Origin of the sequence: Planktothricoides sp. SR001 (genome assembly GCF_001276715.1) — a bacterium.
GTDB classification, from domain to species: domain Bacteria; phylum Cyanobacteriota; class Cyanobacteriia; order Cyanobacteriales; family Laspinemataceae; genus Planktothricoides; species Planktothricoides raciborskii.
In genome coordinates, this window is sequence record NZ_LIUQ01000047.1 from 14,991 (window position 1) to 32,236 (window position 17,246).

Annotated in this window: 9 protein-coding genes, 1 tRNA gene and 1 pseudogene; 8 read left to right on the plus strand and 3 right to left on the minus strand. The window is 44.5% G+C overall.

All coding sequences use genetic code 11. The features are described 5' to 3' along the window. Positions 1–210 precede the first annotated feature (210 nt). Positions 211–3,084 (minus strand): response regulator, encoded by a 2,874-nt coding sequence (locus AM228_RS22050; protein ID WP_231636905.1) that lies wholly within the window; start codon positions 3,082–3,084, stop codon positions 211–213. Positions 3,085–3,140: 56 nt separating this feature from the next. Between AM228_RS22050 and AM228_RS33300 the strand changes: the two genes are divergently transcribed. From AM228_RS33300 to ftsH2, 8 genes and pseudogenes are all read left to right on the plus strand, one after another. Then, on the plus strand, positions 3,141–3,440 hold the full coding sequence (locus tag AM228_RS33300) for a hypothetical protein (protein WP_156331970.1): 300 nt from the start codon (positions 3,141–3,143) through the stop codon (positions 3,438–3,440). 43 nt (positions 3,441–3,483) lie between these two features. Further along, positions 3,484–5,031: a TM0106 family RecB-like putative nuclease gene (locus AM228_RS22055; protein WP_054469102.1), complete on the plus strand. Its 1,548-nt coding sequence runs from the start codon at positions 3,484–3,486 to the stop codon at positions 5,029–5,031. A 173-nt stretch (positions 5,032–5,204) separates the two neighbouring features. Continuing rightward, on the plus strand, positions 5,205–6,374 hold the full coding sequence (locus AM228_RS22060) for an esterase-like activity of phytase family protein (protein ID WP_231636906.1): 1,170 nt from the start codon (positions 5,205–5,207) through the stop codon (positions 6,372–6,374). A gap of 190 nt (positions 6,375–6,564) precedes the next feature. Then, positions 6,565–6,638, plus strand: a tRNA-Asp gene (locus AM228_RS22065). 200 nt (positions 6,639–6,838) lie between these two features. Next, positions 6,839–8,269: pseudogene (gltX, locus tag AM228_RS22070) on the plus strand (glutamate--tRNA ligase); the annotation flags it as partial. 30 nt (positions 8,270–8,299) lie between these two features. After that, the gene (locus AM228_RS36950; RefSeq protein ID WP_242050066.1) at positions 8,300–9,028 is read left to right on the plus strand and encodes a CAAD domain-containing protein; all 729 of its coding nucleotides are present in this window, start codon (positions 8,300–8,302) and stop codon (positions 9,026–9,028) included. Positions 9,029–9,601: 573 nt separating this feature from the next. Continuing rightward, positions 9,602–10,198: a hypothetical protein gene (locus AM228_RS22075; RefSeq protein WP_054469104.1), complete on the plus strand. Its 597-nt coding sequence runs from the start codon at positions 9,602–9,604 to the stop codon at positions 10,196–10,198. Between the two features lie 635 nt (positions 10,199–10,833). Then, a complete protein-coding gene (ftsH2, locus tag AM228_RS22080) occupies positions 10,834–12,720 on the plus strand; it encodes an ATP-dependent zinc metalloprotease FtsH2 (protein ID WP_054469105.1) in 1,887 nt (628 codons plus the stop codon). Between the two features lie 575 nt (positions 12,721–13,295). Here ftsH2 and AM228_RS22085 read toward each other — a convergent pair. Both AM228_RS22085 and AM228_RS22090 read right to left on the minus strand, forming a co-directional pair. Continuing rightward, positions 13,296–15,023, minus strand: a complete 1,728-nt coding sequence (locus tag AM228_RS22085; protein WP_054469106.1) for a diflavin flavoprotein — start codon at positions 15,021–15,023, stop codon at positions 13,296–13,298. Between the two features lie 158 nt (positions 15,024–15,181). Next, positions 15,182–16,912, minus strand: coding sequence for a diflavin flavoprotein (locus tag AM228_RS22090; RefSeq protein WP_054469107.1), 1,731 nt, complete (start codon positions 16,910–16,912; stop codon positions 15,182–15,184). Positions 16,913–17,246: the final 334 nt, after the last annotated feature.

A 17,246-nucleotide genomic window follows, 5' to 3' on the forward strand; every position in this document is an offset into this window, starting at 1 on the left:
TATATATGAATCAGGATAGTCCACAATCCGATGATAACTCTACACTATTTACTCTACTGTTTACTCTTTCCTTGGTGATGTTGGGTAACAGCCAATAGCCCAAGTACAAAAAACTGAAAAGCTGATAGCTAATAGCTGACCGCTGAATAGGTTCATATGTATGACAGTTATTCGTTATTCGTTGTTTGAGAGCAAGGGCGATCGCCCTGATTATCCTTTATAGGCTTCAAACATAGATTTCACGCAATAAAATTCAGCTTCTAACTCAGAAAATGCTTTTTCTGCTTTCAATAAAAAACCTTCATTGCCTAATTTTTGCAGGGTAAAACACAAATGATACATTTTTCTAATTCCTAAATTTTTGGTACTACCTTTCAACGTATGCACGGCATATCTGAATAGGGCAGAATCTTCAGTTTTAATCGATTGTTTAATCGTGGCTATTAACGAAGGAGTATCTTCTAAAAAAAAATCAATAAATTTTCCTATCAAATCATTATTTTTTTCCGAGGTTAATTCTTGGCGTAAATTTTCCAGCACAGTCCAATCTATGCTGGCAATTTCATCATAATTTATTTCTGTTTGTAACTCATCTTTAACAATATTATTCAAATTTAATTTTTCTGAATTCGCTGATAAACCAGACTGATTTGCTACCAATATATCGGCGGTGATAGTCTGATAATCGGTAGAATTTGCTCGCTCACTTAACTGCTCTAATACTGTTTGTAATAAATCAATATTAATCGGCTTTTTCAAATAATCATCCATGCCTGCTTCTAAACATTTCGTGCGTTCGGCATTAGTTCCCCCTGCGGTGATAGCAACAATCCAAGGTTTTTTTTTCGTGGCATAATTATGAGTATTGCCCTCTGCCCATTGATAACAAATTTGGCGAGTGGCTTCCAGTCCATCCATCTTGGGCATTTGTACATCCATCAGTACCAAATCATAAGGTTTTTCTTCCAAGGCCGCGATCGCCTCTAAACCATTTTTAGCTACATCAGCCTGATAACCCAAAGTGCGTAAAATTCGCAAAGCAACTTTTTGATTCACCACATTATCTTCCGCCAGCAAAATTCGCAATGGTAAGCGATCAGCTAACTTATCAGGTTGTGCCTTTTCGTCCGGTGGTTTATTGGGGGGATTTATCGTCGGTAATGGCACAAACAAATCCATCATCACTTGATAAACTTGAGTCAATTTAATCGGCTTTGTCAAACAAATAAACCAATCGATATCCGGTAACTTCACCGGACAATCCATAGCACTCATAATCACGATTTTTAGATGCGGTAAATATTTATCCTGATGAATTAAACGGGCTAAAGACAGTCCATCAATCTGTGGGATCAGCATATTCACAAATGCCACATCAAACTCATGTCCTTGTTGAATTAATTGCAAAGCTTCAATTCCCTTGATCGCTGCTGTAACAATCATCCCCCATCTTTCGGTTTGCTGGCGCAGTATTTCTCGACTGAATTGATGTGGATCGACAATCAATAGCCGTTTTCCTTGCAAAGCTGGCTGCCATTGATTCAGAGAATCAGAAGGATTGTCCAGAACCCCAAAAGTGATTGTAAAACTAAACGTTGAACCCACTCCTAATTGACTTTCTACCCAGAGTCTTCCGTTCATCCGTTGGATCAAGCGCTTACAAATCGCCAAACCTAAACCCATTCCTCCATATTCTCGGACATTCGAGCTATCTAATTGGGAAAAAGAACGAAATAGTTGATTAATTTTAGCTTCGGGAATTCCAATGCCCGTATCTCTAATAGAAAATTGAATTTCTTCGTAACGTTGGGATGGGATTGATCCACTGTTGATTTGATTGCTTTCCAATGACCAATGCCCCAAATCCACCGAACTGACAGAAACCAAAATTTCTCCCTGTTCCGTAAATTTCACCGCATTGGCCAAAAGATTGACTAAAATTTGTCGCAACCGAGCATAATCCCCCAAAATATGAGTAGATGTGGGTGTCTCGATTTGATAAGCCAAATCAATTCCTTTCAGGGCTGCATTCACCGCCACCATATCGAGGGACTCTTCAATACATTGGCGCAAGTCAAATGACTGATGAGCTAACTGCAACTGACCGGCTTCGAGTTTGGAGAAATCCAAAATATCGTTAATCATTTGTAATAAAATGCCACCGCTTTGATGAATGGTGGCGACAAACTCTTGTTGCTGATAATTTAGTGGTGTTGCTTGCAACAAACTGGTCATCCCCAGCACTGCATTCATCGGTGTCAGGAGTTCGTGACTGATATTGGCCACAAACTCTGATTTGATTCGGGTTGCGGAGTATGCCTGCTCTAAACTGCTTTCCAGTTCAATATTTTGAGATTCTAATTGTGCGGATAATTCAGCAGCTTCGGTTTTGGCCGCTTCAATTTCTGTAATATATTCGTCGATCTCCCTTACCCCTGGATAAAAAATCAAAAAAGCTTCTAACAGCAACACCAACAAGGTGATGCTGAGTAATAACCATTGAATCTGAACGATTTTAGTTACCCGGGCTTGGGCTTCTTCCTCGTATTGATGCACGATCGCATCCATTCCCTGAAGAAAATTCGCTTCATGGTTGATAATTTTGGCGAGAAAAATCGAGAAATTTGGGGATTCAGCGGGAGAATTCCTGTTAGTTTTGCCTAGCTTCAATATGCTTTTAGCCGCATCGAGCATTGTGGTATGGGCAACGGCAATTTCGGCAAACATTTGCTTCACTTTGGCACTGTTGTTTCCCGTCAAACCCAAGGAAGCATCCCCATGTTGCAAGCCTTGATGAGATGTTTCCCACAGATCCACGACGGTTTGAAGTTCTTGCAGATAAGACCCCGCGATCGCCGGATCTTTGCTGGTTTGGATGGCTAGGGTGGCTTTGGTCAGTCGTTGACTGAGCATCCGTTGCCGTCCCGCAATGTTGATCGTCGCCGCATCACTATACTGACGTTTCGTAGAAAATTGAATGCTGACCTGTCCAGCGATTAAAAGCAGTGCCACAACAGTTAGAGCCTTAATATAGCGACTGATCAGAGTATCCGTCGGGGATTTGGGTTGCAATTGCATAGACATAATCATTCATTAATTAAAGATTCGTGCTTTATTGGTGATTTAATGGTCTGGATTGATTGGTACTAGAGACATTTGTCACCATGAGAATGCTTTTGTTTATTTTGTCCAGCTTCTTTGCTGACTTGTCTCTTTCTCCGATCTCAAACGCCGATCGCCTAACTTATAAAATAAACCATCAGGAGCGATCTGATCCTCCCTCATTCCAGATTATTCCCTGTTTTGCTCCCCAGAAAATCAATCCCATCAGTTTTGTTTGGTGCAGGCGATCGCGTTTATGCTGGAAAGAGATTCTCTCTGTGTTATTACTATCCGATCGCGGGTCAATCCCATCATCCCAACTTCATGCTAATCACTGACAAAATTCTCTTTAATTATCAACGCTGCCAAAGAAAATCATATATGAACCTTTATGGCAATCCGAGCGAACAGTCGCCCTTAAGCGATCTGATGGAAAAAATCCATCAAGATAGTTATGCTTACCGCCAAAGCATTCTAGATCAAGTGGCCTATCAAGAACCCTTGTATCAACCGGGGGACTGGTCTAGCGGCGCCCAGGCTACCTTAGACCTAATGAAACAAGGAGTTGACTGCATTGCTAACGGCGTGCTGCTAGTTGACGCCCACCCATTCCAGGAAGTTTCTGCCTTATCCTCCGTTGCCGAACCGATGAGTTTTTCTCATCGGGAAATGCCGATTTGGTTGCTGGGAGACTTAGACGGCGTGACTTTAGTCAGTTTTCCCAGCTTATTAATGAAAAAAACCGGGGCTTCTGACTTGGGAGATTGGTATTACCAACCCATTGATATTAAGTTTAGCAAACGACCCAAGCGCGATTATCAAATGATTGGCGCTTTTCATGCCCAGTTACTAGCGGCCATTCAAGGGTTATTGCCCGATGCTGGCTTAATTTTACGGGAGAAAGGACATTATTTTGTCGATGTGACCAAATGGCTGAACCTGATGCAGCAAACTTTTTTCGATTGTTTGCAAATGCTGCAAACCGCCACCGAACCAGAAGTTTTTATCAGCCGTCATCCTTGCGAAACTTGCCAATGGTATGACAGTTGTTATGCGATCGCCTCAGCAAATCGTCACCTTTCTCTATTGCCCGGAGTCACCCCTACTCGTTATCATGCTTTAAAACAACTCAACATTAACACTTGGGAAGCTTTGGCCGCAGCGAACCCCGTTGATTTGATTCCTTATTTTGAAGAAACTTGTCAGAATCATCCCGTTGAACAAGTGACTCAAGCAATTGTTTTACAAGCCCAAGCTTGCCTACAAAATCAGGCGATCGCTCTGACCAACTCTGAAAAACACTCTAATTCTTTTACCCCCGAACAATTGCCCGTCGCCCAGATTGAATTATATTTTGATATTGAAGCCCAACCGGAGCTAAATTTATCCTTTTTACATGGAGTTTTAAAAGTAGATCGCACCCAAACCACCCCAGATAATAAACCCCTAGAAACCTTTCATTATTTTCTGGCGGAGACACCGGCTGATGAAGGACTAATGTGGGAAAATTTTTTACAATTTGTCTGGGAATATCCCACCGCCCCGATTTTTCATTTTTGTCCCTATGAAGCCCAAGAAATTAAAAATCTGGCCAAACGATATCACACTCCTGCCAGCCGCTGGCGACCCATCATCCCTCGCTTAATTGATGTTCATGCCCTCGTCACCCGTCATGTGGTGATGCCCGTAGAAAGTTACTCCCTGAAAGCGATCGCTCGTTCCCTAGGGTTTCAATGGCGCGATCCAGCATCCAGCGGCGCTCAATGTATTGTTTGGTACGATCAATGGTTAAAAACTAAAACCGAAAATCTAGCTGATCCTGCCTCACAGACTAAGAATGAATATTTAGAATCCATTCTGATTTATAATGAAGATGACTGCCGAGCCACTTATGTGGTTAAAGATTGGCTGGTAAAATTTTTAACTTAGTTGTTTTTTGGTAGGGGCGTGGCGGAAAAGCGCCCCCTTGCGCCCGCTTGCGCCCCCAAAAATTAGTTATTTGTTATTGATTATTGTTTCTTATATTGTTGATTTTATTAATTAATTAATAACGAATAATCAATCAAAAAATAACTAAATAACCCATCGGAGGAAAAATTAAGTTGAATTATCAAAAAAATTTTTGGGCTATTTTCATTCTGACCACAGTTGCTTGCACCCAAGAACCATTAGCATCGCCAAAAGTTAGTCCTCCAGACCGGGAAATATCAGCAATTTCAGAAATTGTCGAAATGTCAGGATTAGAATTTATCGGCGAAGCAAGATTGCCCACGGGTTTAATTTATGAAAATACAGAATTAGGCGGAATTTCGGGGATTACTTATGATGCTAATCAGCAAAAATATTATGCGATTTCTGATGATCGCAGTCAAAAAGCTGCTGCTCGGTTTTATGGGCTAAAAATAGAATTATCACCCGTTCGGGTATTGCCAGAAATTAACGTAAATACTTTATTAGATGAATCGCAACAACCCTTTGCCCCTGGTACGCTAGATCCAGAGGCAATTGCTTTAAGTAATCAACAGACTTTATGGATTTCATCGGAGGGCGATTCCGCTTCATCGGATCGCTACGCGAATCGCAATGGACAAATTATCCCCTGGATCAAAGAATTTTCTCTGAAAGGGGAACATATCAAAACTTTACCTATACCCGAAAAATATATCCCATATGCCCAAAATACCAAAGGAGTCCGCAATAATTTATCCTTAGAAAGTTTAACGATTACTCCAAATCAACAATGGTTATTTACCGCCACAGAAAATGCCCTAATCCAAGATGGTTCACCGGCAGATATTAACCAAGGCAGTCCTAGCCGCATCTTACAATATAATTTGCTCACTAGAAAGCCAGAAAAAGAATTTCTTTATGTAACCGAACCTGTCGCCGATGCGCCCAATCCCCCAGAGAGTTTGCACACCAATGGTCTAGTGGAATTATTGGCGATCAATGAAACTCATTTGCTGAGTTTAGAGCGTTCTTATTCTAATGGCGTTGGCAATACCATTTTACTCTTTGAAGTGTCTTTAGCCAATGCCAGCGATATTCAAACAATTGATAGTCTCAGTTCGGTAGATATTAGTCAAATTAAACCGGCGGAAAAACGACTTTTATTAGATTTGCGATCGCTCAATATTCCCCTGGATAACATAGAAGCCATGACCTTTGGCCCAATTCTACCCGATGGGAGGCGATCGCTGATTTTAATTAGCGACAATAACTTTAATCCCCTTCAGGTGACACAAATCTTAGCTTTTGCCCTGAGTGATTAGTAGCAGAGGAGCAGAGGAGCAGGGGTGCGGGGGTGCGGGCTTCCCCACACCCCTGCACCCCTACACCGATGGCGGCCCCGCACCCCCGCTCCCCGTTCCCCGTTCCCCAAAAAACTGAATCAAAAAAATTTTTTGGCAAAAGGGTTGACAAACCAAAAAACATCTGCAATGATACTAAAGGCTTCAACAAGGGACTGTAGTTCAATTGGTTAGAGCACCGCCCTGTCACGGCGGAAGTTGCGGGTTCGAGCCCCGTCAGTCCCGTTCTAATCTAAATCTTAAAGAGTGAAAGTTTCAAGGTGAAAATATCAAAATCTTTGATATAGTTTCACCTCTTTTTCCCTCAATTAGATTTTTTACGGGCATCAGAGATCAACCGAAACGACGATATATCAAGGGTTAGAACCCCTTCAGTCCCGTTATAAGGTAAGATAAATAGTCTATCTTATTCAGAGAGTAATCAAGTGACGGTTAGAGTTCGGATTGCTCCCAGTCCTACTGGGAATTTACACATCGGCACAGCGAGAACCGCTGTATTTAACTGGCTGTTTGCCCGCCATTATGGTGGTCAGTTTATTTTACGGATTGAAGATACCGATACGGAGCGATCGCGCCCGGAATATACCCAGAACATTCTCGATGGACTCACTTGGCTGGGTTTAACCTGGGATGAAGGACCATTCTTTCAGTCAGAACGGCTGGAATTGTATCGGGATGCCATTAAAACCCTTCTGGATCGGGGTCTAGCTTACAAATGCTACTGCACCCCAGAAGAACTGGAGCTTATGCGATCGGCGCAAGTGGCTGCGGGAGAAGCCCCTCGGTATGACAATCGTCACCGGAATTTGACCCGCCAACAACGGGCGGATTTTGAAGCTGAAGGGCGCACCGCTGTGATTCGCTTTAAAATCGACGACGATCAGATCATTCGCTGGAATGACTTAGTACGAGGTCAGGTAGTTTGGAAAGCCAGTGACCTCGGTGGCGATATGGTGATTGCTCGCGCTGCCACCGCTGGTGATATCGGGCAACCGCTATATAATTTCGCGGTGGTCGTGGATGACATAGATATGAAAATTACCCATGTGATTCGTGGGGAAGACCACATTGCCAACACCGCCAAACAAATTTTGCTTTACGAAGCGTTTGGGGCAACAGTGCCACAGTTTGCCCATACCCCGCTGATTCTGAATCAATCGGGTCAAAAACTCTCAAAACGCGATGGGGTGACATCGATCGCCGACTTTCAGGGGATGGGTTTCGCCGCTGAGGGGTTGGTCAATTATATGACCTTGCTGGGATGGTCGCCCCCGGATAACCAAGAAATTTTTACTCTGCCAGAAGCAGCCACTAAGTTTAGCTTTGAACGAGTCAATAAAGCTGGGGCTAAATTTGACTGGGATAAGTTGGATTGGATTAATAGTCAATATCTCCATGCTATGCCCGCAGAGAAATTAACCGACTTGTTAATTCCTTACTGGCAGGAAGCTGGATATGCCTTTGATCCAGTAAGCGATCGCCCCTGGTTAGAAAAACTAGCCGCCCTGATTGGCCCAAGTCTGACTCGTTTAAAAGATAGTGTAGAACTGAGTCGGATATTCTTCGTCGAGTCCGTTGAACTGAACGAAGAAGCCCAACAACAACTGGAACAACCGGGCGCGATCGAGGCAGTCAACGCTATACTAGGATCGCTGGATCTGGCTCAACCTTGGACCGATGACTTAGCCCAAGATATTATCAAGGGCGTCACCAAAGAGCAAAAAGTCAAAAAAGGACTGGTGATGCGATCGCTGCGAGTTGCCCTCACAGGGGAAGTTCACGGCCCTGACCTGATCCAATCTTGGGGACTACTCCACCAAAAAGGGTTAGATCGAACCCGCTTGGCAACAGTCTTAAAGGTTGATCCAACAGAAGCCAACCCCGTAATGGAAAATCCTTCTGTGGCAGAAGCCGAAAACAACTCCCAGACTGAGGCCGTTACGGAGCCAGTTTCAGAACCCTCGGTCTCAGACAACCTGGTGACTGAGGTTGAGGCAGCAACCCCTGCCACTCCATCAGCGGTTACAGACGTAGTGGAAACATTCCCTACTCCCAAAATATCTAGACAAGAAGCAGAATTGGCCGAAAGCCCTAGCGGAGAAATCTCTGACCAACAGGAAGCAGAATTGGCCGAAAATGCTACCCCGGAAACACCTAAAGAGGAAGAAGTCGTGACTGAAACTCCTACCCCGGAAACACTTAAAGAGGAAGAAGTAGAATCATCTGGCTTTGAAGCATCAGCATCTATCGATGAATTCACCGCTTCCCCACCATCCGCATCTCAAGATCAAATCAAACATATCGGCCAAACCATCGTCGAGGTTTTATCCAATCTACCTGGTTATGTCACCACCTTTTTTGGTGAATACCAAAAGCCATTAATTACCATTGGTTTAATTGTGGTCGCATTAGTCAGCATCAAAGTTTTGGTGGCTGTACTAAATGTGTTTAACACCATTCCACTGGTAGCCCCAACCCTGGAACTGGTTGGCATAGCCTACTCACTCTGGTTTGTTTACCGTTACTTACTCAAATCATCTACCCGCCAAGAATTATCAGATCAGATAACGGCTTTCATCGAACAAATTGCTGGCCAAAATTCCTCCAACTCCTAATTATCGGAATTGTTTTGAGGCGGTCAATATTGTCGTTGTTGTTCTGGTCTGTGTCATCACTGGTGATATCATTCATCACCCGATCCACCCTGGTTCATAGAAACCAAATCTAAATGTTTAGGCTTTGAGGGGAAAAGCCTAAACATTTGTACCATCCCCTCACACTTCTTATGTCACTGAAGATCCAATCGTCGCAATGGTAACGAACCATTGAATGCGAGGTGATAATAGGTGAACAAAATCCTCATCATTATTTGCTATATTTTGCTAAATCTGGTTATAATTTACCATGTCACCTAGTAACAATTCCTTTCGGAAACAGTCCGGTAGATCGAATGCCAGTTGAAGTGAAAACCCTGGATGTCACCAGTATCCATACACTCAACAAAAAAATGGTAGATCTACCCCTCTGAGAAAAGAAAAAGGGGAAGAAGGGTAATAACGCGCTAATCCTTAAAGGATTAGCTTTGATGGCAGCGTCCTTCACCCTTAAAGGTGATGCCTTACCTAGATTAAGTTGGCTTAGTTATGAGCAGATTTGGTCAGGTTAAATGCTGCACACGATCACTCTAGATGCATAAACATAGACCATTATCGTTAATATGGGCGCACACCCGTGCGCCCATATTATCAATTACAATTGCCCTAATCCTAGTTTTTCATGGCTTCTGGCGCACGCCAGCCGGTCAAACACAAACATCTTTAGCCCAAGAAACCACCAAGAAACCCCGTGAAGATCCGAGAAATCTGGGCATCTTTGAAAATATCACCATTAGCCCTCGGTTTTCTCCAGATCCGATTATCATTCGGGGGATTAGTGGTGGTTCAATTCCTGCCGCTAGAATAGCGGGTCGCGACCAGTCAATCACCGGCCCTTGTGTCGGGTTGATTGATGAAGAACCGGATCACCGTTTAGAATTAACCTCATTTTTCAACTATCTTAGTCTTCAGGTAGAAAGCGCACAAGATACCACTTTAGTGATCCGTGGTCCCGGTGGCAGTTGGTGTAATGATGATTTTGAAGGGAATAAAAATCCCGGAATTGCTGGTCAATGGCAAAAAGGCATTTATGAAGTTTGGATCGGTTCTTACACTTCAGAAGAATACTATCCATATACGATCAGAATTACTGGCGCCCCACTGCTCAACCCGGCTCCCTTTGGTCGATAATCTCAAGAATTCGGCCTTGATTTTTCTCCTTTCTGAGTTTTTTGGAGAATTTTTATTTTTTTCTTTTAGTTGCAAGTTAGCTACATGATATATATCAATAAGTCTTGACTAGATTACGACTAATTTGAGGAGCAACCGTTAAATCATCTCAGACATTGGCGACGATTCACCGAATATATCATCGGCAAAATGTATTAAATAGTTATGAAAAAAATTAGCGGTGGGCTAGATGTTTTCGGGAATAGATCGGACCTGCCCCGACCATTAATCAGTAATTATCCAGGATATCGTGGATAATCTAGACAAAATAATCGCCCTAGGGCATCATCCCCGGTTTGGCAACGGTTTCTGGGAATGATTTCAGTTGAGTATATGACAAGCGAGAAAAAAAATAGCACAAAATAGGACAAAGCAGTTGCCCTAAGTATGAGAATTACGTTAAATTATATTAAGATTTAGCCGGGAACTTGTAACGGATGCAAGTCCCTACACCCGACGATCGCCTCTATGGGGCGAATCGCGCCAAAATGCCATGTTGTCAGGGCGACATAAATTCTCATTTACGAATTTGGTTAAAAACCCGACCGGATCAAAAAAAACTAGCTGTTCTACTTTGTATATAGAGACCATCGCTTATGAAAGCTTCCTGGAGAATCATCTTACTTTGGGCATTACCTGCATTAGTCATTGGATTTTTTGTGTGGCAAAGCGCATTTGCTCCAACTGGCGCTGAGTTGACGCAAAATACCGCCAGTGCGCGGATGAGCTATGGCCGATTTTTAGAATATCTGGACGTGGGTCGAGTCACCAGCGTCGATCTATTTGACAGCGGTCGCACCGCTATTGTTGAAGCGGTCGATCCAGATTTGGATAACCGAGTTCAGCGTTTCCGGGTGGACTTACCGGGGAATGCGCCCGAACTGATTAGCCGTCTGCGAGAATCGGAAATTAGTTTTGATATTCATCCGATGTCTAACAATGGCGCAATTTTAGGCATTTTAGGCAATTTAATTTTCCCCGTTTTGTTAATCGCTGGATTGTTCTTCCTATTTCGTCGTTCCAATGGCGTTCCTGGCGGCCCAGGTCAAGCCATGAACTTTGCTAAATCTAAGGCACGGTTCCAAATGGAAGCCAAAACCGGCGTGATGTTTGATGATGTAGCCGGAATTGAAGAAGCTAAAGAAGAACTCCAGGAAGTGGTGACTTTTCTGAAAAAGCCCGAACGGTTTACCGCTGTGGGTGCGCGTATTCCCAAAGGGGTGCTGTTAGTCGGCCCGCCGGGAACCGGGAAAACTCTGTTGGCTAAGGCGATCGCTGGTGAAGCAGGCGTACCTTTCTTCAGTATTTCTGGTTCTGAATTTGTGGAAATGTTTGTCGGGGTTGGGGCGTCTCGCGTCCGTGACCTGTTCAAGAAAGCCAAAGAAAATGCTCCTTGCATCATCTTTATTGATGAAATTGACGCCGTAGGTCGTCAACGGGGTGCCGGTATTGGCGGTGGTAACGATGAACGGGAACAAACTCTCAACCAGTTACTTACGGAAATGGATGGGTTTGAAGGCAATACTGGGATTATTATTATTGCCGCTACCAACCGCCCAGATGTGCTGGATTCGGCTTTGTTGCGTCCCGGTCGCTTTGACCGTCAAGTCACTGTGGATACCCCAGATATTAAGGGTCGCTTAGAAATCTTGGATGTCCACGCTCGGAATAAGAAATTGTCCGATGAAATTTCTTTGGAGGCGATCGCTCGTCGGACTCCTGGTTTTACGGGTGCTGACCTGGCTAACCTGCTCAACGAAGCCGCCATTCTCACCGCCCGTCGCCGCAAAGAAGCGATTACCATGCTGGAAATTGATGATGCCGTTGATCGCGTCATCGCCGGGATGGAAGGCACTCCCCTAGTGGACAGCAAGAGCAAACGCTTGATTGCTTATCACGAAGTTGGACACGCGATCGTGGGCACCCTGGTCAAAGATCACGACCCCGTACAAAAAGTCACCTTAATTCCTCGTGGACAAGCCCAAGGTCTGACCTGGTTCACCCCTGGGGAAGAGCAGTTTCTCATTTCCAAATCTCAACTCATGGCTCGGATCATGGGTGCTCTGGGCGGTCGGGTCGCCGAACAAGTCATCTTTGGGGATGCGGAAGTCACCACCGGCGCCGGAAATGACCTGCAACAAGTCACCGGAATGGCTCGCCAAATGGTGACTCGCTTCGGGATGTCAGATTTAGGCCCCTTATCTTTAGAAACCCAACAAGGTGAAGTGTTCTTAGGTCGGGATTTAATGACCCGTTCGGAATACTCTGAGGAAATTGCCGCCCGCATTGATGCTCAGGTGCGAAGCATTGTCGAACATTGCTACGACATGACCACCAAAATCATCAAAGACAACCGGGTAGTCATGGATCGCTTAGTGGATTTATTGGTGGAAAAAGAAACCATTGACGGTGAAGAATTCCGTCAAATCGTGGCTGAATACACCAATGTTCCCGAAAAAGAGCAGTTTGTGCCCCAACTGTAGAGTAGCTTCCGGGGCCTCCGGGGCTTCCGGAGCTTCCGGGGCTTCCGGATCTTCCGGAGCTTCCGGGGCTTCCGGATCTTCCGGAGCAGAGGGGAGAGTGAATAGTGAATGGTGAATAGTGAATGCGGTTTTTAGATTAATAAACCACAGCCGGATGGGATTTCTATCTCCGCCTCATAGAGCAAGTCGGTTAAAACCGACTAGGAAGCTTATACCGTTTCTAATTAATAATGCAACTTCTTTGGGCGCGGCGGCTTGCGCCCAAATTAACCTAGTAAATGTAGCAATAATTTTTAAAATTGGTTTTATATTAAAAGAATTTTAGTCGGTTAAAACCGACTGTAGGGGTTGTATGTCACTATACCATCGCGAACTGCTATATTTTTTTGGCAAAAAACCGATATGGTTGTTATTGGTTATTAGTTAGTTGTTATTTGTGGTTATTGGCTCGTTGACCCCGTACCAGTCAGCCAACAACCAATAACCAACAACCAATAACCCCACCTTAGAAGGGTGGGCTAGGGGGGCTAGGGGGGGCAACAACCAACAACCAATAACCAACAACCAGTAACAAATTAATAATGGCTGCCAGTATTGCGATAATGCACGGCAGTTACGCCGTTGTCGTTGAGTAGTTTGCCATTTTCAACCACCGCATAGATCACCCAATGATCGCCACATTCGATGCGGTCTTTGACCACGCATTCTAAATACGCCAGAGCGTCCATCAAAATGGGACAACCATTTGCTGCTTCCGTGGTGTTTAAGCCACTAAAACGGTCTTCCCCTGGGGCAAAGCGTTTCATAAAATGCTTTCGCAATTGCCGACCTTCGGCCAAGATATTTAAAACAAATTTATCCCCATTATGAGTTAGGGATTCCATTGCCCGGTCTTTGGCTACGGCAATGGTCAGTCCGGGGGGATTAAAGGTGGCTTGGGAAACCCAAGAGGCTAACATTCCGCTGGTGACATCTCCCCGTTTGACGGAAACAACGCACAGGGAACCGACGATGCGACCTACAGCTTGGGCGGTGCGATCGCTTCCTCCGGCAGTCACCGAGGGTTTGGCGGTGCGGAGTTTCTGCGATCGCTTCAGGGTTTGGGCAAAGTCAATGGCGGCTTCCTCGCAGGTTTGCAAAGTAACATCGGTGGGGGTAAATTTGACGCGAATGGGGTCAAAGCCAAATTGATAGCCCGCGTCTTTTAGTTTGCTTTCCAGTAAGTCGATCGCTTCCCCACTCCAACCAAACGATCCAAACACCCCGGCTAATTTATTTTTGGCTGCCGTATTCAGGACAATTCCTAATGCACTTTGAATTTGGGTAGGGGCATGACCTCCCAGGGTGGGCGAACCAATAATAAATCCGTCGCATTGTTCGATCGTCGCTTGAATTTCTGATGCTTGGGCAGATTCACAGTTAATAGAATCTACATCAATTCCCGCACGAGTTAAGCCTTTGGCGATCGCCCCGGCAACGGTGGCCGTATTGCCATAAGCGGAAGCATAAAGTAAGGCAACTTTTAACGTTTGTGACTTTTGTTGACTACACCATTCGCGATAATTTCTGGTTAATTCTGTCATCCCATAGCGAACTAATGGGCCGTGACCGGGGGCATATAGTTTAATCGCCGGTAAATCGGCGATTTTATCCAGCGTTGCCATCACTTGTTTCGCTTGGGGGGCGTGCAAACAATCAAAATAAAAACGCCGATCTTCGTCATAAATTGTCCAGCCTTCATCGGCAATTTGATCCCCGCAAATATGAGCGCCAAAAAACTTATCGGTAAATAGTATTTGGGTCAGGGGATCGTAAGTGATTAAACTATCGGGCCATTTGGGGGTGGGGTTGGCAATAAATTGTAATTGATGGCCTTGACCTAAATCGAGGGTATCTTCCCCTCGGACTACTTGAATATTTAATGTTTCTTCGGCAAAATATTCTCGTAGTTTAATCGCCGCTGGATTGGAGCAAACAAAAGTAATTTGCGGCGACAAGGCCAATAAAGCTTTTAAAGTTGCTCCCCGATTGGTATTGAAATGTTGAATAATCACATAATTCAACGAATTCCAATCTAACCGTAACTGCAAAGATTCCAGATAATTTTCGGTGAATGATTCCCCCGGAGGGTCAATGATGGCGCTTTGGTCAGCTTGAATCAGATAACTATTGGCGGTGGTGCCTTTGCCTAAGCTATATTCTACTTCAAATTTTAAGCGATCCCAAGTGCGCGATCGCAAAATCTTCGTTTCTCGTTCTATAACGGCAATTTGTAAATCTTTTGGTTTGGTATTTTCTGTCATAAATTCACCAGAATTATTGGCTAATATGTCAATCAAAGAGGATAGAGGATAGAGGATGCATAGGAAAGAGAAGAGAGGAAAGAAAATAGAGAATAGAGGAAAGATATTCTCTCTTCTCTCTTCTCTCTTCTCTCTTCTAGGCATCTCTATTTTGGCAATTAGTAATGATTGCCCACTTTACGGTGGTGAACCGCTGGAGAAGCATCGGGGTTGCTGACCCGACCATCGTCAACGGTGGCATAGACAATCCAGTGATCGCTTAAATCCATCCGTGTGGCCACTTCGCATTCGAGATAAGCCACCGCTTCACTAAGAATGGGAGAACCATTTTTCGCCGGTTGGGTTTTCACTCCGGCAAAGCGATCGGCCCCTGGGGCAAACCGCTTTAAAAAGTGCTTCATTAAGCCTTGATAGTTATCTTCAGCGAGGACATTGAGAACAAAGGTATCGCCTACTTGCATCAGGGCTTCGATCGCCCGGTCTTTGGCCACAGCAATGGTAATTCCCAAGGGTTCAAAACTGGCTTGAGATACCCAAGAAGCCAACATCGCACTATTCAAATCGCCTTTTTTGGCGGTAATAATATAAAGTCCGCCGCTGATGCGTCCTAACGCTTTATCCAACTCACTATCGAGGGACTTCATTTGTTTGATTGCTTTCTTCAGTCCCACCTGTTGGCCTATATCTGTTCCCGCTTCATCACACTGTTGATAAGTGGCTTCCGTGGGAACTTCTTTGATCTGAATATTCGGAAAGATTTGTTTCAATCCCAACTCTTTAAAATCATTTTGCAGGGGATAAATTGATAGGTCATTGCCACCCCCAGATTCAAACAAACCAAAGACTTGCTTTTTATTTACCGACGCTTTGATGGTGCCGATCGCCGCTTCCGCAATGTCTGCACCAACCACCCCGGAAATTGGTGGCGAACCGATGACGATACCTGCGGCTTCACTGGCTAATTCTCGGACTTCGTAGATATCAGCAGTCCGTAAATCTAGCATTTCCACCGCCACCCCGGTTTTGGTGATACCGTGGGCGATCGCTTGGGAGAGGCGATCGCTATAGCCATAGTCAGAGAAGTAAAACACCGCCACGGTGGTTTCCCCTTGGGTTTGGGTTTCACTCCAGGTTTGGTAACGGCGCACCAATTCTTGTAAATTGTGCCGCAACAGTGGCCCGTGACCAGTGCAAATGGTGGTAATTTCACCCAAAGTTTCCATGCGTTTGATGGCACCGAGTACGGACCGAGCATTGGGAGCCATTAAGCATTCATAGTAAAAGTGGTAGTCCGCTTCAATGGCTTTGAGGTTTTCATCGTAAGTATGATCCGAGCAATAGTGCATCCCAAACACATCACAAGTGTACAGGGTTTGGGTTTTGCGATCGTAGCTCAAAATGGTGTCCGGCCAATGGAGGTTGGGCGCGGAAACAAATTCAATCACGTGACCGTTGCCTAAATCCAAGGTATCGCCGCTTTTTACTTGGATGCGTTCAAAAGACCTGTGAATAAAGCCTTCCAAAAATTGAATCGCCACTTTAGACGCCACCACGGTAATCTGTGGGGCCAGTTCCAGCAAGTCTTTTACCAAACCACTGTGGTCGGGTTCCGTGTGGCTGATAATTAAATAATCAATCTCCTGGGGGTCAATCAAGCCTTTCAATATGGCGAGATATTGCTCGCGGAACTTGGCATGAGAGGTATCAACCAGGGCAGTTTTTTCCCCGCGAATTAAAAACGAGTTGTAAGTAGTGCCATTTTGTAGACCAAATTCAATGTCAAAGCGATCGCGATCCCAGTCCAGACAGCGAATAGTCTGGGTATTCTCGGCGATCGCTTCAGTGGCGATCGTCAGTCTGGGTTGGGCCTTCTCGGCAAGCATTACCATCTATGGCCTCCTAAAGAGTGATTTTGTTTATCTGCTGCATTTATTGTTACATATCGTAACATATAATGTATGCTTAAATATTTTATGATTTTGATAAAGTTAATTTAACTTACGCGCCAATTCCTCAGCATATCAGCATAATCAGAGATTAAAGGATATCGAAGGTGATCGCTTCGGCGTTGCGGATGCAACCGAAGCGATCACGTTGCGTAGCAATCTCGCACTGAATATTCCATTAGAGGTGGGAAAAAATTAGAAATCATTATTTGATAGATAATCCAACTCACTTCGACACTGAATCCCTTCGACACTGAATGTATGCCCTGAATGTATG